We start from the raw sequence: 24,690 nt of genomic DNA, 5'->3' as shown, positions 1-24,690 counted from the left end.
CCTTCCATTGTCGTCATCGACGGCAACGAAATATTCCCAGACGGCGAAGAGATTCTACAGAGCCGATGGCACAGAGAAACGGCGTTTCCGTTCCAATGTGCACAGGCACCTATGACGGCAGCGAAATCTCCCCGCAAATCAACCGATCGAGGTTCTCTTCGACGCCGGTGATCTTGCGAAAGATCAGCCGGAACGCGTCCACATAGACCCCGACGCGGCGGCGTAGTTCGGGGTCATAGACGCCTCTGTTGGGGTTCACGGACGGGCAATGCTCGCGCAGCAGGCGCGCGACCGATGCAAACACCTCCGCCCTCAATTCCTGACTGTGCCCGGCATCGTCTGACTGCTGCCCGCGAAGCTGATCCCTGAGCTTGGTCGCCTGTTGCAACAGGTCGGCAAGTTCGCGCGCCATAGTCGTGTTGTCACGAAATACTGGGATCGACAGCGGATAGGGCCATGTCGAGAACATCGGGCGCATATCCTCACCAATCGCTGCTTGCACGCGTTCACATGGGTTGATGACGTTCACATCCAGCCAATCCGCGCGCTTGGTCAACGATAGATTGAATGGCGCGTCCGGCAAGTCGCAGGGCAGCGTCGAGATCACTTCCCGATAATGTGCGCAAAGGTCGATCAGGCCGATCTGGAAGGCTGCTATGGCCGTATCGCCGGTTATGCCGAGGATGTCCGCCAATTCGGCCATGGTTTGAGCATCAAACAGGCTCTGCGCTTCCGCCTTGAAGTTCCTCAAGAAATTCCCCCCATCTGTTCAGAGCATCCCGCTTTTCAGGATCATAGCCGTAGCGATTATAGACCGCCACCACGCCCGAAATCGTGCCCGATACGTGGTTCAAGACCTTCTCGACGACTTGCAGCGCGATGCCCATGCGGGCCATTTCCGATGCAGCCGTGCGGCGAAGGTCATGGAGGCGCCAATTTGCGGTCTTGGACTTGGCCTGAATGCGCAGGACCATCTTGGTGATCCCACTGATCGGGGAATAGCCCGTTGTCGTGAACACAAGGTCCGAGCCTTCGAATCGGGGGATGTCCTTGAGGATAGCCAAGGCGAACGGCGACAACGGCACTTCATGCGCCTTGCCATTCTTCGATCGGGCAGCGGGCAGTTCCCAGACGTTCCGCTCCCAATCTATTTCCGACCACCGCATATTGGCAACTTCGCTACGCCGTTGGGCTGTTGCCAAAAGCAACAGGGTGTAGGGACCAAAAGGGAAAGGTTCGGTCCGGCATCCGCCGATCAGCCGCGTGATTTCATCGCGCGTCAACACCCGATCCCGTGACTGCTCACGCATGGGTGCGCGAACGCCCAAGAGCGGACTGGTTTCGATCATCCCGCGTTCGAGGAACCAGTTGAACATCTTGCGGCTGTAAGAGACGATTCGATTGGCTTGATATTGCGCGCCACGCGCAATGGCGGCATCGGCGGCTTCGAGAATGTCGGCGCGCGTCATAAGGGGCAGATCGCGTTCACCGAAGCGGGTCACGAGTTCGCGCGTCAAAACACGTTCGGTTTCCCGCCATGACCGATTGCGCGGCTTGGCATATTGCTCGATGAATGCATCCACGCCTTCGCGCAGGTTCATGTTCTTGCGACGGCGAACAGCCTGCGGATCGACCCCTTCCAGAATCTCCCGATATGCTGCCCGCGCCTTATCGCGGGCTTCGGCGAGACTGATGATTGGATAGCGGCCGATCGTCAGGCGTCGTTGCTTCCGGCCATAGCGATAGCTCGCTGTGAAGGTTTTCGTACCGTTCGCGTTCACCCGCACGGAAAGGCCGGGGCAATGTGCATCATGCACCGAGTAGCGTTTTCCGGTCGGCTTCAGTGCTTCTAAGGTCTTGTTTGTTAGAGCTTTTGTCATCTGCCATCCTTTCGAATGGCAGTTCAATAATCACCTGATTGACCAAATCTCAAAGAAAATCCTAGGTTGCGGATGACCTGAGACGGAAAAGTGCAGGCCGTATCGACCTAGCGATCTTCATTGCCGCCACTATCCTCGAACAACCGCGCTGCAAATTCGTCGATCTCCGCTCGGTTCCAGACGACAGTTCTCGGAGTCAGATAGCGCCGCTTCGGGAGTTGGCCCTTCGCCTCCAAGCGCAACATCGTTGTATTCGAGATATTGATGCCCCGTTTCTTCAAATCGGCGCGAGTAAGGAAAATGCTGTCCATATCATCTGCTCCATCGTTTGCGATGGCAGCTCAATAATCACCCGGTCAGCGAAATCTCAAAGGAAATCCTAGGTGTAGCTCAACCCAAGACGGGAATTTCGCTTGGCCTGGATTATCGTTCATCCAAGACGAGGTAGTAGCGAGTTCGATTTCCTTTCGCCTTCACGGCGAAGAGCCCGAAGCCTCACAAGTTCGGCCAAATCGCGCGTTGCCGTCGCAGTCGTGGCATCGGTAATCGTCCGATAATTCTTGGCGCTGAGGCCGCCCCTGAAGCCATCGGGGCCTTCGGCGAACATGCGGAGCAATGCCTTCTCCTGCCGTTCGTTGATGTGGCCGCTAAGCCGATCGAGCATCCGCGTCTGGGCGATGAGGAACCGAACGCGCGTCAGGGTGCGTTGCTGCGCTTCGAGCGCGATGTCAGCGAACCATGCTAGCCATTCGTCAATCTGGTTGGTTGTGCTGGCGCGATGCAGATGCTCGTAATAGTCCTTGCGGTGCCGGTGAATGGTTTCGGCCAGTGCGGTGAGGCTCGGCTGCTCGATGGTTTGCGCCAGTGCCTTTTCGGCGATCGCTCGACCAATACGCCCATTGCCGTCTTCGAACGGGTGAATCGATTCGAACCGGATGTGGGCGATACCCGAACGCGTGAGTACAGGGAGCGGATTCGCGCCTCCCGGAGCCGTACCATTGAACCATGCGATGAAGGCGGCCATTTCTTTCGGAACGCGGCTAGACGGCGGCGCTTCATAATGGACGCGGGGCGCGTGCAGCGCACCGGATATGATTTGCATCGGTTGGGGATTGGAACGGTAACATCCAACGTTCGCAAGATCGCGCCTGCCGGTCATCAACATTCCGTGCCAATCAAATAATGCCTGATCGGTCAGCGGCTCGGAGAATGTCCGCCAAACGTCAGCCATCAGCTCAGCCGCCCCGGCTTCGGCTGGGTTCGCACGCCTATGATCGGCTTTGAGGCCGAGATGCTTGGCAATGGACGATTGGACACTCGCGCGGTCGAGAATTTCCCCTTCGATTGCGGAGCTGTCCACCGTCTCTTGAGTTATAAGATCAACCGTCAGCGCCTGTTTCTGCTCGCCATTCACATGAAGCAGCGCGCCGACGATAACGCCTGACCCTCGTATGAATCGCTCCTCTGCCGCCCGCAGACGCGCAGGATCATAGGTGAAGTTCGGCCAGTCGGGTTGTTGCCAGTTCCACCGCATGATCGATAACGCGCTCCTTTATCGATCATGATAGTGGCAAATTATGATTTATAAAATGACAATTTATCGATCACGATACTGAACCCGCTTTCGCCCTGACAAGGCTCCCTCTCCCACGTTATGTTGCATCACCGGGGGGTGCTTTGGATCGACCTCCTCGCGGTCAAGTCGCACCAAGTGCCGCGCGACATTTTCCAGATTTGCAGTCTCAATCGAACGCATGTCGCGGGCATCAGGAGGGTAACAGAGGCACCTTGCTTGAATGATGGACCGTGACATGCGCTGATCCGGAATGCATTGCCCAAGAGTCGAAAATTCATTGACCAAGCGAGCGGAATGAGGCAAAATGAATTGGAGTAAACTACTGAAAAATCACACTTTTAATCAGTAGGTCGCTGGTTCGAATCCAGCAGAACTCACCATTAATTAATAGCTTGCCGCATTATTAAGGGGCCATGGCTCCTCTGTCGGCTCTGCGGTTGCATAACGCATTGCGCCTTGCCGCTCATAGCGTGGGGTCTATCCGTCAGGCCGATTGCGCGACGGAGCCGATCAGCAGCTCGTCAGGCCGCCCCTTATCGCATTCCCATCATCGGATTTGTCAGACGCCCTTGGCGGCGGGGCTTCAGCGCCGGTATGCCCGCCAATGCCGTGGTTGCGCTATCTATCGACCGGGATCAGGCGCCGTGTCGCGACTGCGCGGGGCGCTGGCGGCCCCGATTTTCCGAGCGACAACAAGAGGAAGAGTCATACTATTCGAGAATGGCCCGCGTAGCTTAATTTATCTGGTAAATATTGTAGTAACCTATAAATGATTGTAAATCCTTTGAAACTTGCTAGATTTTCTTCGGTTTTCTTTTGAAGAAGTAGAATAATTCTATGGAGCAAACACAGCCTTTGCCAAGGTTGCGGGATCGCAGCACGAACTCGCCATGCCCGACGACCCCCGTCTGCTGCGGGTCTGCGGTTCCCTTCTGGAGCGGCCATCCGATCCACGCGATATAGATGAGTGGGCCAGGATCGCCGGGATGGGGCGAAGAACCTTCACCCGCGCATTCCGGCGGGAGACGGGCATCGGCTTCGCCATGTGGCGTCAGCAGGCGCGATTGATGGAAGCCATGGCGCTGCTGTCGTCGGGGACGCCCATCGCCCAGGTCGCCTTCGAAGTAGGATATGACAGCCCGAGCAGCTTCAGCGCGATGTTCCGGCGCGCCTTCGGTGTTTCTCCCAGCCAGTATCTCCGATGAAGCCGGAGCCGGCTGCCTCAATGCCCGGCTTCACATGCATGATCTTCCCGATCCGATCCGCATTTCATCCTGGGCCGGAGCGGGGTCGATCACCAGCACCAGCCGTTGCTCTCCCGAATCTCCTATCGGCGGCGAGCGATGCAGGATCGTCGGGTTCTCCTGCCAGAGACGTCCCTTGAACATTGCGACCGAGCCTGTCGCCACCTGCTCGATCCCCGGCCCATCCGGCGCAAGCGCGCCTTCGGCCGATTCCGCTTCGATCCACTGCGTTCCCCGGCCGAGATAGGTGGTGATGGTCCTGACCTTCACATAATCGGCGTGGAACTTCCGGCAGGAGTCGGTTTCCACCACCTCCAGCCTGATCCTTGCGTGGCGGTCGTCCGTGATTGCCGCGTGCTGGCGCGCGAGCATGGCGATATCGGCCCTGAGCGCGGGCATATCGGGATAGCCCGCTTGCTCCATGGCCCCGGCCAGCGCTGCTTCCAGCGCGCCGCTCTCGCTTGCGAAAATCATGTCGTCGACATCATCCAATATGAGGCTTGCCAGTTCGCGGGCCACGTCGCCGGCAAGTCTGCGCCGCCAGATCGCCAGTGCCGTATGCCGATGGTGAATCTGGCGAAGCGCGGTAGGGCAGGAAGCAAGCACTGCCGTCGCTGCTCCGGCGAGCGAGTGCGCCTCCTTGCCCGCGGCCCGTTTCCGCAATTGGGTCAATACCATGATCCTGCCTTATTCAATCCGAATGAGATATGTTATATCATAACTTTAGAAGTGGCTCATGCAAGCTCGGGATGCGAGCCTTTCCACCTTGCGACACGGTCCGATCAGGCCGCATGGCTTCTGAGCCGCCAGTTCATTGCGTGGCCTGCGATCAGAAGCAGGCTCCCTGCGATGGTGAACCACAATTCGCCGCCTTCTCCGACCCCTGGAAGCAGGGCGATGGCAAGACATGCTGCGCCGGCAAGGCCCAGGATGGCGGGGCGGCGCATGCGATGTTTGCGGTAGCCAAGCCAGAATGCCCCCAGCGCGGCGGGAACGACCAGCGCCAGAGCGGCATAATGGAAGGCATCCGACCGGGCGAAAAGACCGAGGGCGCCGGGAAGGAGCAGCAGCAGGATCGGAAGCGCCAGGCAATGCATCAGGCAGAGCAGCGATACGGACACCGCCGCTCCCTCGATGACATTGGCCGGGCGCTGGCCGGAGCTGCGTTGTAAATCATTGTCGGGCATGTGGGTTCAGAATCCTGCTTGAGTTATGATATAACGTCACCTAACAGACCCTCTGTCTCAAGCAGAATAAGGTGCTCTCCGTGAAAATTCGTGTCCTTCTCCTCTCCGCAGCCTCGATTCCGGCAATGGCGCCGCAGGTGGCATTGGCTTCCGCCCAGGCCGGCAGCACCGCAGATCGCGACATCGTGGTGACGGCCTCGGCGCTCGAACAGAAGGCGGACGAGACCGCGACGCCGGTCATCACTCTCTCGGGCGAGGATTTGGTGCATCGGCGCCAGGCAACGCTGGGCGACACGCTTGCCGGGCAGCCCGGCATCAATTTCGACAATTTCGGCGGCGGGGCCAGCCGGCCCGTGATTCGCGGCCAGACCGCGCCGCGCGTCCAGTCGCTTTCCGATGGCTCTCATATCCAGGACGCTTCGGCGATCTCGCCCGACCATGCCGTCACCACCGAGCCGCTTCTGCTGCGCGGGATCGAAGTGGTGCGCGGGCCTGCCACTCTGCTTTACGGCGGGGGCGCCATCGGCGGCGCGATCAACCTGCTCGACGACAAGGTGCCGACCGCGATTCCCGAAGGGGGCGTCTCGGGCGCGGTGGAAGGCCGCCTCGGCACCGCGGACGACGAACGCTCGCTGGTCGGCGGATTGACCGCCGGGATCGGGCCATTCGCCTTCCGGGTCGAGGGCGTCCATCGCAGGTCGGACGATTACCGGGTGCCGAAGCGGTTCGGAGACAAGCATGTCGATGGTTCCTACAACGACACCTCCACTGTCAGCGTCGGCGGCTCCTGGGTCGGCCCGGACGGCTATTTCGGCGCGGCCTACACGCGCCAGCGCAGCGAATATGGGCTGCCTGGCCACAGCCACGAATATGAGGACTGCCACCCCCATGGCAGCAGCCTGCACTGCGGCGGACACGGGCATGACGAGGAGGATCATGACCACGATCACGACCATGAACATGAGCATGAGGAAGTGCCCTTCGTGAAGCTCAGGAGCGAGCGCTTCGACATCCGGGGCGAGTATCGCGATTTGCTGCCGGGCTTCGAGAAGATGCGCTTCCGCATGTCCTTCACCGACTATGAGCATGACGAGATCGAGGAGGACGAGGTCGCCACGACCTTCAGGAACAAGGCGCACGATCTCCGCTTCGAGCTGACCCACAAGCCGATTGGCGGCTTGCGCGGGGTGTTCGGCGTTCAGCATTCCAACAGCGAGTTCAGCGCGGTCGGCGAGAAAGCCTTCCTGCCCGAAAGCGAGACCGCCAATACGGCGCTCTTCCTGATGGAGACGCTGCAGGCGGGGCCTGTCCGGTTCGAGCTGGCCGCCCGCCACGAATGGCAGAGGATCGAGACGACGCTCGACCGGAAGATCAACCATCGTCCTTTCTCGATTTCAGGCGCGGCGGTGTGGGATATCGATGGCGACTATTCGCTGGCGTTGTCGCTCGCCCGCTCGCAGCGCGCGCCCAATGTGCAGGAACTCTATGCCCGCGGCGTCCACCTCGCGACCAACACCTACGAGCTTGGCACGGCGACGCTCGGCAAGGAAACGGCCAAGTCGATCGACCTCACCTTCCGCAAGACGGCGGGGGCCACGACCTTCACCATCGGGGCCTATCATCAGGATTTCGACGATTACATCTTCGCCGACACGCTCGACCAGTTCGAGGACTTCCGCCTGATCCGCTACACGGCGGCCGATGCCAAATTCACCGGCATCGACGGCGAGATCCGGCACCAGTTCACGCCCGATTTCGCCGTGTCGGCGTTCGGCGATTATGTCCGCGCCAGGTTCAAGAGCGGGCTGGGCAATTTGCCGCGCATTCCGGCTGCCCGGCTCGGCGTGCGCGTGGACGGCAAATGGGGGCCGCTGTCGGCCGACGTCGAATATTATCACGTCTTCGAGCAGGACAGGATCGCGGCCTTCGAGACCCGCACCTCGGGCTATGACATGCTCAACGCGACGCTGGCCTACAAGCTCGAACTTGGCCCCAGCGCCAATGTCGAGCTTTTCCTGCGCGGCACCAATCTGGCCAATGAGCTGGCCTTCAACCATGCCTCGTTCATCAAGAACGCATCGCCCCTGCGCGGCCGCAACTTCGTGTTCGGATTGCGCGCGGGCTTTTGATGGGGTGGGGCGTCCGCTGGGCGGACGCCTCAGGCGCGGAGAGGCAGGCCGGGGTCTTCTGCTCCTCCGCGCCACTTTGGATCGTGCCCGACTGCGCGCGCGATCGGGATCGCAGTTCCTTCACGCCCTGTCCGGTGGCATGGTGGACGATGTCCGCATGTCCGCCTGCGCCTGTCCCGGTCGAGCGAAGCGATGCCGATGTCCGCGACGGCAGCCATTCGTTCACCTTTCATCGGCAGTGTCGGCGGGCCATCTGGTAAGAAGGAGATGTCGATGCCGGCGGCTTATCGATCGCGATTCATCCTGGGCCTGGCAATGGCGGCGGCAGTCGGCTTCGCGGGGCCAGGCGAGGCTTCCGCTGCCGAAGAAACGCCGGACCTGTCGCCATCCGACCGCGACAATCGGTATCCCTTTTACATGCCGATGGAGGGTCTGCGCGTGCCGGCGATCACCCTGTTCATCAAATGCGAGGCATCGCGCGCCGCCGGGCAGGAAGTGTATGAAGGGCGCGATGCCGCTTCGCTCTATGGACGGGCCGAAGGCGGATATGAGTTTATCTATGAAGCCGTCGATGGCGCTGGCCGCCCCTGCGTATATCCGTTTTCCCCGTGGTTGCCCCAGATCGCGGGCTCTCTGCAGGGCACGCAATATATTCTGCGTTCTTCCATTCCCGGGCGGCGGGTTACGTTCCGCACTGGTGGCCAATGGGCGACCATAAACCTGCGCATGTTCGAAATCGGGGCGCAGAGAATCCATTTCGAAATGCGTGATATCGAGCTGGATTTCCCGGGCGCCGTCGAAGCCAAGGGCGCGCTCCATCTCGAGGTGGACGGCACGACGCGGCCCGGACTGTTTTCGGCCGTTGTCCGCCGCTCGAAAATTTTCGGCGGCAAGAACGCCGTGTTCGCGCCCGGCGGCGAAACGATGCTCTACATCGAGGACAGCGAGATCGCCGGAAATGTCGGCACAAATGTCGATCAGGAGCACGGGACTTACATCAATGGCACGCTGGTATCCCATTTCCGCAATTCCAGCTGGCGCGGCCAGCTTGCGTGGAAAAACATCGCGAGCGGGCATCAGCTCAAGGACAAGGCCTATCTTCGCGTCTACGAGAATGTGACGGTTTCGAACCTTCCGAATAGCCAGCCGCCTTCGGCAATGCCGCTGATAGATATTTCCGCCTTCGGCTTTACCTGGTCGAACAACCTCAGATTGAAGCGCTTCGCACCGGCGCAAGACCCGCGAGACACGCTTGTCGATTTGCGCACCGAGATCATCTACGGGCCGCGCGAGCATTATCCCTGGAACCTGCTGGTCAGCCCGAACTGGCGGATGCCCGCATCGCCCCTGTCCGTGCTGGATCAGGTCTATCTCTCGGTATTCCAGAACACGTCGGTCGAGAGCTTTCGGACCGAGCCTTATGTATTCGCGCTCAGGCCGCAGGGAACCGGCCTTGAGCCGGGCAGCACGGTGGTCCGGGGGAATGAGCGCACCACGCTGGCCCAGCAACGCATGGTGTCGCTGGCGTTCAACACGACCGGGCGAATTGGGCGTGCCTATTCGCAGGAAGGCTGGACCTTTACCGATCCCAGGCTTCCGGCGGATGCGAATTGGGTGCTCGACCGTGACGCTTTCATCCGCCACGCGCTAGGCCTGATAGGCCGGTAAGCGGGGCCGAGACGATAAGCCTGCTCAGCGCGCCTTTATCCGTGCGCCGCCGGTCAGCGCGTTGCCGGGATTGAGGATCACCTCGTCTCCTTCCGCAAGGCCTTTGGTCACTTCGCCGAAGGTGTCGTTCATCTGGCCGATGGCAAGGGCGCGCTCTTCCGCCCGCCCGCCTTTCACGACGAAGACGCGCCAGCCGCCGTCACCCCCGCGGAACAGCGCGCCGATCGGCACGCGCAGCGCGTCCGGCCGGCGCCACCGGATGATGGTCGCATCGACCTGGTAGCCATGGCCCAATCGGGCGGCCTCTTTCGCCGCATTCTCGTCGAAATGGACGATGACATTGACCCGCTGTTCCTCGATCCCGAGCGCGGAAATCTTGAGCTTGCCGAAAGGCTCGATCTGTTCGACCCGGCCGATCAGCGGGGCAGGGCCGCCCCATTGGGTGATCTCGACCCGGTCGCCTGGCTTAATCCGCACCGCCTCGCGCGAAAGCAGGTCGACCACGACTTCGATCTTCTGCGGATCGCCGATCGTCATGATCGGCGCGCCTTCGGCAATCACGCCTTCGCTTTCGGTGATGACCGAGAGCACGGAGCCGCTGGCCGGCGCGCGCACCGGCACGGGCGTGCCAGCCGATCCGACCGGCTGGCCGAGCATCGCGCGAATGCGCGCGGTTTCGGCCCGGCTCTGGGCGAGCGCGGCCTCGCCGGTCGCAACGCGGGTGCGTGCCGCCTCGAGCTGCGCCCTGGGAAGAAATCCCCGCCGGGCGAGTTCCTCGGCCCGGGCGCGGTCGCTTCTGGCCTGGGCGAGCGTGGCCTGCGCGCTGCTTGCGGCTGCCTGGGCGGCGGCGAGGGCGCCGCGCAGTTCCTGCGCGCTGCGCGGATCAAGCGGGGTGGAGGGACGGCCGGTGATATGCGTTATCAGCGCGCCGCGCGTCACCTCGTCGCCTGCCTCAAGCTCGATGCGCGAGAGGTAGCCGGTGACCGGCGCGGACACGATATAATAGTCCTCGGCTCGCGTCACACCGTCGTCGGTAACTCCCACCGCCATGGCGCCGCGCGTTACCCTGGCGGTGTCTACGGGCACCGAAGCGGGCCAGAAGGCGTACACAAGGCCGAGCAGCAGCATCGCTGCTCCAGCCATGGCCCATCGCCAGCGTTTCACCTTGTCCCACATCACTCGCGCGCCTTCAGTACTCTCACCATGTCCAGCCGCAATACCCTGAGCGCGACCGTGAAGGCCGTCGCCAGCGCTGCTGCGAGCACGATCAATATCGAATAGCCGTAGGTCGCGCGGGAAGGCGCGAAAGGCAGGCGGAAAAGATCGGAGCTGAACATCGCGGTCATCAGTTGCGCCATCCAGTAGCCGATGAGGCAGCCGAAGGGCACCGCCGCGGCGACGAGCAAGGCCAGCTCGCCCAGGAGGACGATGCCGACCTCGCTGCGATGATAGCCGAGCACCCGCAGCGTCGCGAGTTCGTGCGCGCGCTCGGAAAACAGGATTCGCGCGCTGTTGTAGACCACGCCGACCGTGATCGCCGAGGCGAAGGAGATGTAGAAGAACATCATCGTGAAGAGATTCTCGTCGAGCATCTCCTCGAACAGCTCCAGCGCCGCGTCCCGCTCCGTCACGCCGAGCACGACCGGCATCTGCTTGAGCCGGGCGAGGATGTCCCTGCGCGCATCGGGGTCGATTTTCAGCAAGGCCGCGCCGACCGGCGCCGCGTCGCGGGCGAGGGCTTCCAGCGTCGCCTCCGCGGCATAGGCGCGTGCGCCGATGAACTCGTCGACGATGCTGACCACGGGCTGCATCATCCGGGTGCGGCGCCCTCCGAGCATTTCGACATGGACGCTGTCCCCCGCGCGCACTCCCAGCTGGTCGGCAAGCTGGCGGCTCAGCATCAGCCCCGCCGGCGGCAGGGCGATCTCGTTTCCGTCGCTATCGATCCGGGCGGAAAGCAGGGAATCCGGGCCGGAGCTTTCGATCGCGGTGCGTTCCACCCGGTTCCCGTGGCTCATCTTCACCGCGATGGCGCGCGTCGCCTCGACACGCTGCACGCCCGGGATCTGGGCCAGCGCGAAGATCGCGTCCTCGTTGCGCGGCTCGGTGAAACTCACCGTGAGATCCTGGCGCTGGGAGCGGAAGAAATAGGAATTTAGCATCGTCCGGCTCGCGTCCAGGAACTGCATGGTGGCGAAGAGCAGCGCCATCGAGAGGGCGACGCCGAAGGAAGTGACCGCCGAGCGCCCCGGCCAGCGGGCGATATGGCGCACGATCATGTGGCCGATGGCGGAAAAGCCGGCCTTGTGCCCAAGCCGCTCCACCATTCCGGCGCGGTAGGCGGGCGGCGCGGGCGGCGACATGGCGATGGCGGGAGTGAGCCTGATCGCCGCGCGCATCCCGCCGAGCGCGCCCAGGCCCGCCGCCCCGATCGCGAGTGCGGCGGCGCCCAGGACAATGCCGGAAGAAAGGCGGTAATAGAGAAAGGGAAAACGGTAATATTCGGCATAGAGCTGGGTCATCGCCCTGCCTATCCAGATGCCGGCGAGGGAGCCGAGCATGGTTGCCAGCAGCGCGACTGCGACCGCGAACTTGAGATAATGCCAGCCGATCGCCCAGTCCGAATAGCCGAAGGCCTTGATAAGCCCGATCTGCGTGCGTTCGGTGCGGATCATCCGCCCCAGCACGATATAGACGAGGAAGGTGGAGACCAGCAGGAATACCGGCGGGATCACCTTCGTCATCGCGTCGAGCTGCATCAGCTCGTTTTCCAGGAAGGCGTGGCTGAGATGATCCTCCCGCCCGTAGGCCCCGGTGCCCCCATAGGGAGCGAGCAGGGAATCGATCCGGCGGATGACATCCCCTTCCGAAGCGCCGCGTTCCAGGGTGAGGGCGAGCGTATTGATCGCCTCGGTCCGGTCCGTCGCCGCTTCCAGCGCCTCTTCGCCCATCCAGAACACGCCGAAGCGGGAATTGTCGGGGATGAGATCGCCCGGCGCGAGCGCGTAGATATAATCCGGCGCGAGGCCGATGCCGACGATGGTCAGCCGCTGCTTCTTCCCATAGATCAGCGCATCCATGCTGGCGCCGATCGCCAGAGCGTTGGCCTCGGCGAAGGCTTCGTCCGCGACCACCTCGCTGGGCTGGCCCGGATGGGGCATGCGCCCCTGCCGCAAGGTCAGGCGGTTGAGCCGCGAATGGCCATGCTCGTTCACCGAATTGATCAGGGCGCGCATCGGTTCGACGCGATCGGGAAAATCGAGCGTGGCGAATTGCTGGATCGAGCCTTCGGCGCGCCTGACGCCGGGAATTTCAGCCACCCGCGCGACGATGCCGCGCGGGGCGCGGGTCATGCTGGCGAAGACATCGGCGAAATCGTTGCGCGCATAATAGGCGTCGCGGGTCTCGGTGAGCGAGCGATGGACGCTCGTCGAAAGGATGAAGGTCGCGGTCGCCGCCGCGAGCACCAGCGCGATGGCCAGCGCCTGGCCGCGCATGTGCCACAGATCGCGCACCAGCTTGAGATCGAGCGCCTTCACCAGGTGATCTCCGCCGGTTCGATCGGGCGGTCGTTCTCGTATTCCCGCGCGATCCGCCCGTCGAGGAAATGGAGCACCCGGTGCGCCATGGCGGCGATCCCGGCGTTGTGGGTGATGATGAGGACCGTGGTGCCGAGTTCCCGGTTGGCCTGGGCCAGCGTTTCCAGCACGCGGATTCCGGTGGAGCTGTCGAGCGCGCCGGTCGGCTCATCGCAAAGCAGCACGCCCGGCCGCTTGGCGATGGCGCGGGCCACCGCCACGCGCTGCTGCTCGCCGCCGGAGAGCTGCGCCGGGTAATGGTCGCGCCGCTCGGCAAGCCCGACCAGCGCGAGCGCTTCCCCGGCGTCCATCGGAGCTTCGGCGATGTCGGTGACGAGGCGGACATTCTCCTCGGCGGTCAGGCTGGGGATCAGGTTGTAAAACTGGAAGATGAAGCCGACATTCGCGCGCCGGAAGCGGGTCAGCCCTTCCTCGTCCAGCGCGGTCAGCTCGATATTCCGATAGAACAGGGTGCCTTCCGTCGGCCGGTCGAGCCCGCCGATGATGTTGAGCAGGGTGGACTTGCCGCTGCCGGAAGGGCCGAGCAGCACGAGGATCTCGCCGGCGGGGATCGTGAGATCGACCCCGCGCAATGCGTGGACCTCGGTCTCTCCCGTGCGATAGACCTTGCTCAGGCCGGAACCCCGGAAGGCTGCGGGCTTCGTTTCGCCTTCGGGATGGGTGGATGTTCCGCTCATCGGCGGCCCGCAGTGTATCCCGTGGGACGACCCCCGGCAATGATGCGCTTCCGTGCCGCCGCCATTCCCGCCCGATCCGCTGTGCAGCACATGTCTTGCCCCATCCGTTTCTTCGCGAGACCGGCGGCGAAATGCCCCGCGCTCCCGCAAATATGGAATGAGCACAGGCGAGAAGCTGTTTCCTTGCCCAGGATCAAGGGGCAAAGGCAAGGTTTTCCGTGCCAGCGGGCATCCGTCGGATGTTGGCGGCTATGCTCGGGCGGCGCTCTATTTTCGGTCGCGGCCCGGCATGATTGAAGATAGGTTCGGATCATGATCAGCCGACGAACCGCCATCGCAAGCCTGGGCTCCACTGCGTTGCTTCTGGCGATGGCGCCCGGTTCCGCCATCGCGTCCCGGCCCGGAATGCCGCGCCGGCTGCGGGCGGGCGACACCGTCGGCCTTGTCGCGCCCGCGGGCTTCGTCGCCGACCGGTTCGGTCTGGAACAGATCACGGAGACGATCCGGGCCATGGGGCTGGTGCCGAAGCCATCGCCGCATCTGCTCGACCGCTACGGCTATCTCGCGGGGGAGGACAAGCTGCGCGCCGCCGAGGTCACCCGCATGTTCGAGGACAAGGAGGTGCAGGCGATCTTCGCGGTGCGCGGCGGCTGGGGTTGCGCCCGCATCCTGCCCCATCTCGATTTCGACCTGATCCGCGCCAATCCGAAACTGCTGATCGGTTCCAGTGACATTACCGCGCTGCATATGGCGCTGGCCGCGCGCACAACCTGTCCGGGCATCCAGGGACCGAACGTGGCCCATTCATGGAGCGATGCGGCCTGGCGGTCGTTCCGGGGCTTGGTCTTCGACGCCGCGACGCCGACCTACCGCAATCCGGCCGCGGGGGAGGACCGGCTGGTCCAGTCGCAATTCCGCATCCGGACGTTCCGGCCCGGCACGGCGCGGGGGCCGCTGCTGGGCGGCAATCTGTCGGTTCTCTCGGCGCTGGTCGGGACGCCCTATCTGCCTGATTTCGAGGGGGCGATCCTGTTCCTGGAAGATGTCAACGAAGCCGAGTACCGTATCGACCGCATGCTTACCCAGCTTGCGCTGAGCGGCATTCTCGGGCGCGTCGCGGGCGTGGTCTTCGGGCAATGCACGAATTGCACGAACCCCGGCGCGTCTTTCAGCAATTTTACGGTCTATGAGGTGCTGGAGCAGCACCTTGCGCCGCTGGGGGTGCCCGCCTTCCAGGGCGCGATGATCGGGCATATTTCCCACCAGATCAGCATTCCGGTCGGGGTGCGGGCCGAGATCGATGCGGCGGCGGGAACGATCCGCATTCTGGAACCTGCGGTGAGTTGAAGGCTTCTCTCGGCGGCCCCTGCATCACCGGGGCTGCCGGAAACCGGGCGCGCTCCCTCTACGGATCGCCGTAGAGGGAGCGCATGAGGCTCCCCCTCATTGGCCTCAGAAGCGTGCGTTCACGCTCACCCAGTAGCTCCGGGCTTGGGCTGGCCATCGCCCGGAAGGCCGTCGCGAGTTTCGATGGCGATCTGGTCCTGGGCGATAGCGCGATGGGCGGGCTTGCCGCGGCAATCGAGATACCGGCGGCTCGGCGGGCCGCGGACGGGCAATGACTTGCCCCGTTCAATCCGCCAGATCGGCGGCCACCAGCGGCAGGACCCGCGTGACGATGGCATCCACGCCCTTGGCGTTCGGATGCATGCCGTCGGGCAGAAGCAGGTCGCGATGCCCCACCACGCCGTCGAGGAAGAACGGGTAGAGCGGCACCCCGTATTTCTTCGCGAGATCGGGATAGATCGAATTGAAGGCCGCTGCATAATCCGCGCCCATATTGGGGGCGGCGAGCATGCCGGTCAGCATCGCCGGAATCCCGCGTTTCCTGAGTTCGGCCAGAATAGCGTCGAGATTGGCGCGGGTCGCATCCGGGCTGAGTCCGCGCAGCATGTCGTTCGCGCCCAGGCCGACGATTATCAGGTCGGGCTTGCGGTCGAGGCCGTCCAGAGTGAAGGCGAGCCGCTGCAGCCCTGCCGCGCTGGTGTCGCCGGATACGCCGGCATTGAAGACCCGCGCCTTGCTTCCCTGTGCTGCCAGCCCGCGTTCCAGCGCGGGCGCGAAGCCTTGATCGGGCGCGAGATCGTAGCCCGCGAACAGGCTGTCCCCGAATACGACGACGAGCCTGGCATCGGCGGCTGGGGTTGATGCGGTGGCGGTCGCGCTGGCTCGGTTCGGCGCATCGGCCCGTTCGGGCGTAGACGGCGAGCAGCCTATAGCCAGTTGGACAATGAGCAATGACGCACCATATTGCCAAAACCTTCCCGTCAAGGAGCGTCCTTTCTTCATGCATGCGCCAATCGACCCGACCAATATCGCGATTCACGCACGCAATGTCACCCTCTCGCTTGGAACCCGCGACGCGCCGGTCGAGATATTGAAGGGTATCGATCTGGACATCGCGCGGGGCGAGAGCATCGCCATTCTCGGCGCCTCGGGTTCGGGCAAGTCCTCGCTGATGGCGGTTCTCTCGGGGCTGGAACGCGCCAGCGGTGGCACTGTCGTCATCGGCGGGATCGATTTCGGGTCGTTGAACGAGGATGCGCTGGCGCGCGCGCGCCGGGGCCGGATCGGGATCGTTCTGCAATCCTTCCATCTGCTGCCCACCATGACCGCGCTCGAGAATGTCGCGGTCCCGCTGGAACTTGCCGGCGATGCCGACGCTTTCGCGCGGGCGGCGGAGGAACTGGCGGCGGTGGGGCTGGGCCACAGGCTCGATCACTATCCCGCCCAGCTTTCCGGCGGCGAGCAGCAGCGCGTGGCGATTGCGCGCGCCGTAGCTCCTCGTCCCGGCATTCTCTTCGCCGACGAGCCGACCGGAAATCTCGACGCGGCGACCGGGGCGGCGGTGATCGACCTGCTCTTCGCGCGCCAGCGGGCGGCGGGCGCGACCTTGCTCATCATCACCCACGATCCCTCGCTTGCCGAACGCTGCGGCCGCATCGTCGAGATGCGGGACGGCCGGATCGTAGCCGGGCGCGCCTCTTGAACGGCCTCGCCTGGCGCGAGAGCTGGCGGATCGCGCGTCGCGATCTCCATGCCGGTTTTCGCGGGCTTCGGCTGCTTTTCATCTGCCTGTTCCTGGGCGTGGCGACGCTTGCCGCAATCGGCAGCCTGACCGCGTCGATCACGGATGAGCTTGCCGCGCGGGGCCAGACGCTGCTCGGCGGAGATCTGGAAATCTCCATGACGCAGCGGGAAGCCGGCGCGGACGACAAGGCGGCGTTTCGCCGGCTCGGCACCATGAGCGAAACGATCCGGATGCGGGCGATGGCCCAGCGCGCCGATGGCGGGGCGGGGAACGCTCCTCTGGCCGTCCTCACCGAATTGAAAGGCGTCGACGCAGCCTATCCGCTTTACGGCACGCTGGCGCTTCGCAATGGCCGCTATGCCGCGCCGCTGCCGCCCGATCATGTCCTGATCGGCGACGCGCTCGCCGAACGCCTGGGCGTCGCGCGGGGCGGCCAGCTGCGCTACGGCAATGCCATCTTCACTATTGCCGATGTGATCGCGGACGAGCCGGATCGCGTGGGCGAGGGCTTTACCCTCGGGCCGGTCGCGCTGGTCTCCATCGAGGGAATGCGCCGCACCGGACTGCTCCAGCCGGGAAGCCTGTTCGAGAGCAAATACCGCATCCGGACCGCGCCCGGGGCCGATATTGATGACCTTCGCGAGGGGCTCGAGAAAAGCTACGCCTCGGCGGGCTGGGAGTTCAAGGATCGCGACCGTGCCGCGCCCGGCGCGAACCGGTTCTTTGAACGCATGGGCCAGTTCCTCTCGCTGATCGGACTGGCGGCACTGGTGATCGCGGGGATCGGCGTCAGCAACGGCGTCTCCTCCTATCTCGCGCTCAAGCGCGCCAGCATCGCCACCTTCAAGGTGCTCGGGGCAAGCTCAGGGGACATCGCGCGCATTTACCTGCTGCAGGTCGGGGCGGTCGCTGCGCTGGCGATCAGTGCGGGATTGGTCGCGGGGGCGCTTCTCCCATCCGCCATCGTGACGTTCGCTGGCGACATGCTGCCGGTGCGCCCCGGTTTCCACCTCCATCCGCTGCCGCTTGCCACCAGCGCGGCCTATGGCCTGCTGATCGCGCTGATATTCACTCTGCCCCCGCTGGCCCGCGCCCGCACCCAGCCCGCCGCGGCGATTTTCCGCGCGCTCGTCGATCCTGACCGCTGGATCGACCGCGGCAGCATGATGATTGTGGGGGCGGCCGTTGCCGCATTGATCGCACTGGCCTTGCTCACTGCGCGCGAACCGCTCTTTTCGGCTGCGGTGCTGGGCGCGACCGCCGCCGTGTTGGTCGTGCTCCTGTCGATCGGCCTGGCCGTGAGCCGGCTGGCCCGGCGTGCGCCGCGCCTGCGCCACCCGCTCTGGCGCCTTGCCATCGCCAATCTTCACCGGCCCGGCGCGCAGACCTCGGCGCTGGTGATCGCGCTTGGCCTTGCGCTCACCCTGTTCGTCACCCTTGCGGGCATCCAGACCAGCCTCAACGCCGAAATCAGCCGCACGGTGCCCAAGACGGCGCCCAGCCTTTTCGTCCTCGACATTCCCGCCGCCGAGGAGGATCGCTTCCGCGCCCTGGTTGCGGGCGAGGCGCGCGATCCGCAGATCAATATCGTTCCGGCCTTGCGCGGCACGATCGTCGCCTATGCCGGGCAGCGCGTGGCCGATCTGGCGGAGATTCCTGAGGGCGCATGGTTCCTGCGCGGCGAGCGGGGCGTGACTTACAGCGCGCGCTTGCCGGAGGGGAGCGATCTCGTCGCCGGCCGGTGGTGGCCGCAGGATTACAGCGGGCCGCCGCTCATCTCGCTCGATGAAGAAGCCGCCAGAACCCTGGGCATAGGGGTGGGCGACACCCTTACCGTCAATGTGCTCGGCCGCGAGATAGAGGCCTCGATCGCCTCGCTGCGCAAGGTCAACTGGGACACCATGGGCTTCAACTATGTGCTCGTTTTTTCCCCCAACACCCTCGCCGCGGCACCCCATAGCCTGGCGGCGACCGTCACCGCTCCTGCTGGGCGCGATGGCGCCGTGACGCGCGCTCTGCTGGGTGCGTTTCCCGGCGTTTCGGTGATCGCGGTAAAGGATGTGATAGGCCAGATCAGCGGCCTGCTCGAGCAGATGTCGAGCGCGATCCTGGCCGCCGCCTCCATTGCGATCCTCGCGGGGATCGCGGTGCTGATCGGCGCGATCTCGGCCTCGCGCCAGGCGCGCAGCTACGACAGCGTGATGCTCAAGACCCTGGGCGCGACCCGGCTTCAGGTGCTCGGAGCGCAGGCGCTGGAATATGCGCTGGTTGCCGGGACGCTCGCTCTCGTATCCTTCGCGCTCGGCACCGTGGCCGCCTGGTATGTGATCGTGCATGTGTTCGATTTCGGCTGGGCGCCCGATTGGGCCGCGATGCTCGGCACGCTCGCGGGCGGTGCGCTGCTCACCCTCGGCATTGGTATCGCCGGATCGATTCCGCTGATGTCCGTCCGGCCAGCCCGCGCGCTTCGCCAACTCTAGCGGATATTCTTACGGCACGAGGACAGCGGCGCCCTGCAGCCTGCCCTCGCGGAGCGCCGCCAGAGCGTGGTTCGCCTCGGCAAGCGGAAACGGCACCGTATGGCTTTTCAGCTTGCCGACGATGTCCGGCGTCAGGAAGGTCAATCCGTCCTCGCGGGTCAGATTGGCGACCGACAGGATGTGGCGCTCGCCCCACAGATCCGCATAGGGGAAGGAGGGAATGTCGCTCATGTGGATTCCCGCGCAGACCACGCGTCCGCCCTTGCGAACCGCTTTCAGCGCGGTGGGAACGAGGGCGCCCACCGGCGCGAAGATGATGGCGGCGTCGAGCGGCTCCTCCGGTTGGGCCGTGCTCGGCCCCGCCCAGGAGCAGCCCAGCGCGCGGGCGAATTGCTGCGCGTCCGCGTCACCCTCGCGCGTGAACGCCAGCACGTCCCGGCCTTCCGCCACGGCAAGTTGCGCAAGGATATGCGCGGCGGCGCCGAAGCCGTATAGCCCGATCCGCTGGCCCGGCCCGGCCATGCGATAGGCGCGCCAGCCGATCAGCCCGGCGCAAAGCAGCGGAGCGGCCTCGAGGTCGGACAGCCCCTCGGGCAGGGCGAAGCAGAAGCGGGCATCGGCCACCGCATGGGTGGCGTAGCCGCCGTCCCGGCTGGCTCCGGTGAATTGCGGCGTCTCGCAGAGATTTTCCCGGCCTTCCTTGCAGTAGCGGCAATGTCCGCAGGTATGGCCGAGCCAGGGGATGCCCACTCTCTGGCCAGGGGCGAAGCCGATGGCGTCCCGTCCTGCTGCCAGAACCGTTCCGACGATCTCATGGCCGGGAACGATCGGGTAAGACGCCGGGATTTCGCCGTCCACCACATGCAGATCCGTGCGGCATACCCCGCAGGCCAGCACCTTGACCAATATCTCGCCGGGTCCCGGGGCAGGCAAGGGCCCCCGCTCGCCGCGAAGGAGACGGCCGGGGCCGTCGCAAACCATGGCGTAGGCGCTGTCGCTATCAGGCTCGGTCATGCTCGTTCATCTCACCAGGCGAGAGAAACGCCTCTTACGGTTCCGGCCACAGGGCGAAAAAGAGGGCGACGAATTGGGTTGGCCACCCTAGGAAGCGTCGTGGAAATTGATGCATTTTCTAAATGAACAGACCTATCTGGAAAGACGATATATGCCAATCCCAGCGGAGCGACTGTGCTACGATGAAGATCACGATCTTTTCCGTAATAGCGTCCGGCGCTTCTTTGAAAGACATTTGATCCCCAACCTGGATCGGTGGGAGGAAGAGCGTCAGGTCGATCGCGCGTTCTGGAATCTGGCGGGCGAAGCGGGCCTGCTTTGCCCGACCGTGCCGGAGGCATATGGCGGCCCTGGGCTTGATTTCCGCTACAATGCCGTAGTCACCGAAGAGCTGGCCTATACGGGTTCTTCAGCCAGCCTGCCTTTGCAGTCGGATATCATCGCGGACTATTTCGTTCGATTTGGGACGGAAGAGCAGAAAAAGGCCTATCTTCCGGGAATGGTGAGCGGCGAACTGGTCGCGGCCATAGCAATGACCGAGCCGGGCGCTGGTTCGGATCTCAAGGCGATCGGGACGACGGCGCGCCGCGATGGCGGCGATTATGTGATCAATGGATCGAAGACATACATCAGCAGTGGCCAGCATTGCGATTTCGTCATCGTCGCGGCCAAGACCGATCCGGAAGCGGGTGCCAGGGGGATCAGCCTGCTGATCGTCGATGCGGATGCGAAAGGTTTTGCCAAGGGCCGCAAGCTGGACAAGATCGGCCAGCATTCCGCCGATACGTCGGAGCTGTTTTTCGACGATGTCCGGGTCCCGGCATCGAATGTGCTGGGAGAGATCGGGGAAGGCTTCGTCCAGATCATGGAGCTTCTCCCCCAGGAGAGGCTTTCCCAGGCGATCATGGGGCAGGCCGGGGCGCAGCGGGCGTTCGATGAGACCATCGCCTTCACGACGACACGGAAGGCGTTTGGGCAGACGATATTCGATTTCCAGAATACGCGCTTCGTCATGGCGGATTACAGCGCGCAATTGCAGGTCGGCTGGTCGCATCTCGACCGCTGCATCGTCCTTCAGTCGGAAGGCGGATTGAGCACGGCCTCGGCCTCGGCCGCGAAGCTCTGGCACACCGAGATGCAATGGAAACTGGTGGATGCATGCCTGCAGTTCCACGGCGGAGCGGGTTACATGAATGAATATCCGATCGCGCGGATGTGGCGCGATGCGCGGGTCCAGCGCATTTATGGCGGAACATCCGAAATACTTCGGGAAGTGGTCGCGCGTTCACTTGGCCAGGCATGATTGCCGCGGGTCTGCGGTGAAAAGCCTTTGAGGAACGGCGTGGAACGGGCATCGTCACGAGATGCAGGATCGCGCCGATCATGAAGGACATGCCCACCGCACGGACGCCGCCGCCCACGGGCTGATGAAGGACCCGGTGTGCGGCATGGCGGTCGACCCCGCGACGGCCGCGCATCGGACCCGGCATGAAGGCGTGACCCATGTGTTCTGCTCGGCGGGATGCAAGGCGAAATTCGAGGCCGATCCCGCCCGCTATCTGGCGGCAGCGCTAGCCCATGGCGATGCCCACGGCCACTCTCACCATGGCGGCGGCTCCAGCCCGGCGGCGCCTGCGCCGGAGGGAACGATCTGGACTTGCCCGATGCATCCCGAGATCCGCCGAGACAGGCCGGGAAGCTGCCCGATCTGCGGCATGGCATTGGAGCCGCTGGTGGCGAGCGCCGATGCCGGACCCAGCCCCGAGCTTGCCGATATGACGCGGCGCTTCCGGGTCGGCCTTGCGCTGGCCCTGCCGGTGTTCCTGCTGGAAATGGGGTCGCATCTGATTCCGGCGCTGCACCATCTCGTGCCGGTGCGAATATCGATCTGGGTCCAGTTCCTGCTGGCGACGCCGGTGGTGTTGTGGGCCGGCTGGCCGTTCTTCGAGCGCGGCTGGGCCTCGCTGGTCAACCGCAGCCTCAACATGTTCACGCTGATCGCCATGGGAACGGGAGTCGCCTGGCTCTACAGCGTCGTGGCGGCTCTGGCGCCCGGCATCTTCCCCTCCGCCTTCCGCGCGGCCGACGGAACGGTCGCGGTCTATTTCGAGGCCGCCGCCGTCATCACCGTGCTGGTCCTGCTCGGCCAGCTGTTGGAATTGCGCGCCCGTGAGCAGACTTCCGGCGCTATCCGGGCGCTGCTCGATCTCGCGCCGAAGACGGCGCGACGGATCGGCGGCGATGGCGCGGAGGAAGACGTTCCGGTCGAGGCTGTGCAGATCGGCGACCGCTTGCGGGTGCGCCCCGGCGAGACGGTGCCGGTTGACGGCACGGTCGAGGATGGCCGCTCCTCGCTCGATGAATCGATGGTCACGGGCGAATCCATGCCGGTGACGCGCGCGCCGGGCGATGCCGTGGTTGGCGGCACTCTCAACCGGAGCGGCGCGTTGATTATCCGTGCCGTGAAGGTCGGCCGCGACACGATGCTGTCGCGCATCGTGCAGATGGTCGCCGATGCCCAGCGCTCGCGCGCGCCGATCCAGCGCATGGCGGACCGGGTTTCCGGCTGGTTCGTGCCTATCGTGATCCTGATCGCGCTGCTGGCCTTCCTCGCCTGGGGCTTGTGGGGGCCGGAACCTCGCTTCGCGCACGGCCTGATCGCCGCCGTCTCGGTGCTCATCATCGCCTGCCCCTGCGCGCTGGGGCTGGCCACGCCGATGTCGATCATGGTCGGTATCGGCAAGGGCGCGGGCGCGGGAGTGCTGATAAAGAATGCCGAGGCGCTGGAGCGGATGGAGAAGGTGGACACGCTGGTCGTGGACAAGACCGGGACCCTGACCGAAGGCAAGCCCGCCGTGACGCGGATCGTGGCCGCCGGGGGCTTTGCCGAAGATGAGATCCTGCGGCTCGCCGCCGGGGTGGAGAAAGCCTCCGAGCATCCGCTGGCGCTCGCGGTCGTCGCGGCGGCCGAGGCGCGGGGCATCGCCGTTCCGCCGGTCGCGGAGTTCGATTCCCCGACCGGCAAGGGCGCGCTCGGCAGGGTCGAGGGCAAGGCGGTCGTGCTGGGCAACGCAGCGTTTCTCAGGGAATGCGGCATCGACGCTGCGGCCTTGTCCGATCAAGCCGACACTCTGCGGCATGATGGCGCGACGGCGATCTATGTGGGGGTCGCGGGCCAGGCGGCCGGGATTTTCGCCATCGCCGATCCGGTCAAGGCAACGACGGGTGATGCGCTGAAGGCCCTGCATGCGGACGGCATCCGCATCGTCATGCTGACCGGCGACAACCGCACCACGGCGGAAGCCGTGGCCCGGCAACTCGGTATCGACGAGGTCGAGGCCGATGTGTTGCCGGATCAGAAAAGTGCCGTGGTCGCGCGCCTCAAGTCCGAAGGGCGAGTGGTGGCGATGGCGGGCGACGGCGTGAACGACGCGCCGGCGCTGGCCGCCGCCGATGTGGGCATCGCCATGGGCACCGGCACGGACGTCGCCATCGAAAGCGCGGGCGTGACGCTGCTGAAGGGCGATCTGACCGGCATCGTCAAGGCGCGCCGCCTGTCCGAAGCGACGATGCGGAACATCCGCCAGAATCTCGTCTTCGCCTTCATCTACAACGCGGCCGGGGTTCCGGTCGCGGCGGGCATTCTCTATCCCGTGTTCGGGCTGCTGCTCTCGCCGATCATCGCCGCCGCCGCCATGGCCCTGTCCTCGGTCAGCGTCATCGGCAATTCGCTCCGGTTGAGGGCGGTGGACCTTTGACGATACCGGCCGGGCGATTGGCGATTTGCCCTGACCCGGACCTTGTGGCATTTTCCCGGCGCAGGAAGGCACGATTTTTCATAGATCAACAGACTGAGCAAAGCATGGATGCGAACAAGGCCGACGGCGCTGGCGACATCCGACAGCAGCGCGCCGAGCTTACCGAGGCGGATCTTACAGCGGCGGGGATCGATCTCGTCCGGGATTATCCCGGGCAATCCCTGGCCGATCTCCGGCAATATCCGGTCCTGTCCGAAGGCGGATGGTTCATCGTCATAAAGAATCAGAAGACGCTACAGGAAATTTCGCGGCGCCCCTGGCGCTTGCTGGGGCCGGTCGAACTGCTTTCGAACAGCCTGGACCTCGATTGAAATGACCCGGCAATCG

At 64.2% G+C, this 24,690-nt stretch carries 21 protein-coding genes; 10 read left to right on the top strand and 11 right to left on the bottom strand.

Annotated elements, in window-relative coordinates; genetic code table 11:
• Positions 1-109: 109 nt before the first annotated feature.
• The 4 genes from U8326_RS10595 to U8326_RS10580 form a co-directional block, all read right to left on the bottom strand.
• On the bottom strand, positions 110-751 hold the full coding sequence (locus U8326_RS10595) for a hypothetical protein (RefSeq protein WP_324740226.1): 642 nt from the start codon (positions 749-751) through the stop codon (positions 110-112).
• Entirely contained in the window at positions 714-1,880 is a 1,167-nt protein-coding gene (locus U8326_RS10590; RefSeq protein WP_324740225.1) for a tyrosine-type recombinase/integrase, read from the bottom strand. The genes U8326_RS10595 and U8326_RS10590 overlap by 38 nt, the downstream gene beginning before the upstream one ends.
• 107 nt (positions 1,881-1,987) lie before the next feature.
• Positions 1,988-2,191, bottom strand: coding sequence for a helix-turn-helix transcriptional regulator (locus U8326_RS10585; RefSeq protein ID WP_324740224.1), 204 nt, complete (start codon positions 2,189-2,191; stop codon positions 1,988-1,990).
• Positions 2,192-2,310: 119 nt separating this feature from the next.
• Positions 2,311-3,414, bottom strand: a complete 1,104-nt coding sequence (locus tag U8326_RS10580) for a Fic family protein (RefSeq protein WP_324740222.1) — start codon at positions 3,412-3,414, stop codon at positions 2,311-2,313.
• Between the two features lie 932 nt (positions 3,415-4,346).
• On the opposite strand from U8326_RS10580, the gene U8326_RS10575 reads away from it, so the two are divergent.
• Positions 4,347-4,661: an AraC family transcriptional regulator gene (locus U8326_RS10575; protein ID WP_324740220.1), complete on the top strand. Its 315-nt coding sequence runs from the start codon at positions 4,347-4,349 to the stop codon at positions 4,659-4,661.
• 30 nt (positions 4,662-4,691) lie between these two features.
• Here U8326_RS10575 and U8326_RS10570 read toward each other — a convergent pair whose 3' ends face one another.
• Complete coding sequence (locus tag U8326_RS10570) at positions 4,692-5,378, bottom strand: DUF1826 domain-containing protein (RefSeq protein ID WP_324740219.1); 687 nt, start codon at positions 5,376-5,378, stop codon at positions 4,692-4,694.
• Positions 5,379-5,482: 104 nt separating this feature from the next.
• Complete coding sequence (locus U8326_RS10565; protein WP_324740217.1) at positions 5,483-5,887, bottom strand: MerC domain-containing protein; 405 nt, start codon at positions 5,885-5,887, stop codon at positions 5,483-5,485.
• Between the two features lie 80 nt (positions 5,888-5,967).
• Here U8326_RS10565 and U8326_RS10560 point away from each other — a divergent pair, with 80 nt between their 5' ends.
• Together U8326_RS10560 and U8326_RS10555 are read left to right on the top strand one after the other, a co-directional pair.
• The gene (locus U8326_RS10560) at positions 5,968-8,016 is read left to right on the top strand and encodes a TonB-dependent receptor domain-containing protein (RefSeq protein ID WP_324740216.1); all 2,049 of its coding nucleotides are present in this window, start codon (positions 5,968-5,970) and stop codon (positions 8,014-8,016) included.
• A 273-nt stretch (positions 8,017-8,289) separates the two neighbouring features.
• Positions 8,290-9,684: a hypothetical protein gene (locus U8326_RS10555; protein WP_324740215.1), complete on the top strand. Its 1,395-nt coding sequence runs from the start codon at positions 8,290-8,292 to the stop codon at positions 9,682-9,684.
• 24 nt (positions 9,685-9,708) lie between these two features.
• On the opposite strand, the gene U8326_RS10550 is transcribed toward U8326_RS10555, so the two are convergent.
• Genes U8326_RS10550 through U8326_RS10540 form a run of 3 tightly spaced genes read right to left on the bottom strand, consistent with a single transcriptional unit; the run spans position 9,709 to position 13,960 of the window.
• On the bottom strand, positions 9,709-10,860 hold the full coding sequence (locus U8326_RS10550; RefSeq protein WP_324743582.1) for an efflux RND transporter periplasmic adaptor subunit: 1,152 nt from the start codon (positions 10,858-10,860) through the stop codon (positions 9,709-9,711).
• Positions 10,860-13,223 (bottom strand): ABC transporter permease, encoded by a 2,364-nt coding sequence (locus U8326_RS10545; RefSeq protein ID WP_324740214.1) that lies wholly within the window; start codon positions 13,221-13,223, stop codon positions 10,860-10,862. Before U8326_RS10545 ends, U8326_RS10550 begins: the two co-directional genes overlap by 1 nt.
• Positions 13,220-13,960, bottom strand: coding sequence for an ABC transporter ATP-binding protein (locus tag U8326_RS10540; protein ID WP_324740213.1), 741 nt, complete (start codon positions 13,958-13,960; stop codon positions 13,220-13,222). Before U8326_RS10540 ends, U8326_RS10545 begins: the two co-directional genes overlap by 4 nt.
• Before the next feature lie 312 nt (positions 13,961-14,272).
• Here U8326_RS10540 and U8326_RS10535 point away from each other — a divergent pair, with 312 nt between their 5' ends.
• Positions 14,273-15,307, top strand: a complete 1,035-nt coding sequence (locus U8326_RS10535; RefSeq protein WP_416385473.1) for a S66 peptidase family protein — start codon at positions 14,273-14,275, stop codon at positions 15,305-15,307.
• Between the two features lie 83 nt (positions 15,308-15,390).
• Entirely contained in the window at positions 15,391-15,582 is a 192-nt protein-coding gene (locus U8326_RS10530) for a hypothetical protein (protein ID WP_324740212.1), read from the top strand.
• Positions 15,583-15,592: 10 nt separating this feature from the next.
• Here the strand turns inward: U8326_RS10530 and U8326_RS10525 are convergent, their stop codons facing one another.
• Positions 15,593-16,309, bottom strand: coding sequence for an arylesterase (locus tag U8326_RS10525; RefSeq protein ID WP_324740211.1), 717 nt, complete (start codon positions 16,307-16,309; stop codon positions 15,593-15,595).
• Between U8326_RS10525 and U8326_RS10520 the strand changes: the two genes are divergently transcribed.
• Together U8326_RS10520 and U8326_RS10515 are read left to right on the top strand one after the other, a co-directional pair.
• Positions 16,308-17,009 carry an ABC transporter ATP-binding protein gene (locus U8326_RS10520; protein WP_324740210.1) on the top strand — a complete coding sequence of 234 codons (702 nt, stop codon included), beginning with the start codon at positions 16,308-16,310 and terminating at the stop codon, positions 17,007-17,009. The two genes, U8326_RS10525 and U8326_RS10520, sit on opposite strands and share 2 nt — an antisense overlap.
• Positions 17,006-19,531 (top strand): ABC transporter permease, encoded by a 2,526-nt coding sequence (locus U8326_RS10515; RefSeq protein ID WP_324740209.1) that lies wholly within the window; start codon positions 17,006-17,008, stop codon positions 19,529-19,531. Before U8326_RS10520 ends, U8326_RS10515 begins: the two co-directional genes overlap by 4 nt.
• Before the next feature lie 9 nt (positions 19,532-19,540).
• Here the strand turns inward: U8326_RS10515 and U8326_RS10510 are convergent, their stop codons facing one another.
• Positions 19,541-20,545: a zinc-dependent alcohol dehydrogenase family protein gene (locus U8326_RS10510; protein WP_416385472.1), complete on the bottom strand. Its 1,005-nt coding sequence runs from the start codon at positions 20,543-20,545 to the stop codon at positions 19,541-19,543.
• A gap of 151 nt (positions 20,546-20,696) precedes the next feature.
• Here U8326_RS10510 and U8326_RS10505 point away from each other — a divergent pair, with 151 nt between their 5' ends.
• From U8326_RS10505 to U8326_RS10495, 3 genes are all read left to right on the top strand, one after another.
• On the top strand, positions 20,697-21,848 hold the full coding sequence (locus tag U8326_RS10505; RefSeq protein WP_324740207.1) for an acyl-CoA dehydrogenase family protein: 1,152 nt from the start codon (positions 20,697-20,699) through the stop codon (positions 21,846-21,848).
• Positions 21,849-21,909: 61 nt separating this feature from the next.
• A complete protein-coding gene (locus U8326_RS10500; RefSeq protein ID WP_416385471.1) occupies positions 21,910-24,303 on the top strand; it encodes a heavy metal translocating P-type ATPase in 2,394 nt (797 codons plus the stop codon).
• Positions 24,304-24,407: 104 nt separating this feature from the next.
• Positions 24,408-24,674 carry a hypothetical protein gene (locus tag U8326_RS10495; protein WP_324740206.1) on the top strand — a complete coding sequence of 89 codons (267 nt, stop codon included), beginning with the start codon at positions 24,408-24,410 and terminating at the stop codon, positions 24,672-24,674.
• Positions 24,675-24,690: the final 16 nt, after the last annotated feature.

The sequence above is a fragment of the Tsuneonella sp. CC-YZS046 genome, assembly GCF_035581365.1.
Taxonomy (GTDB): domain Bacteria; phylum Pseudomonadota; class Alphaproteobacteria; order Sphingomonadales; family Sphingomonadaceae; genus JAWKXU01.
The sequence above is the reverse complement of the archived record's forward strand: the minus strand, read 5'-3'. Positions and strand labels throughout refer to the sequence as shown.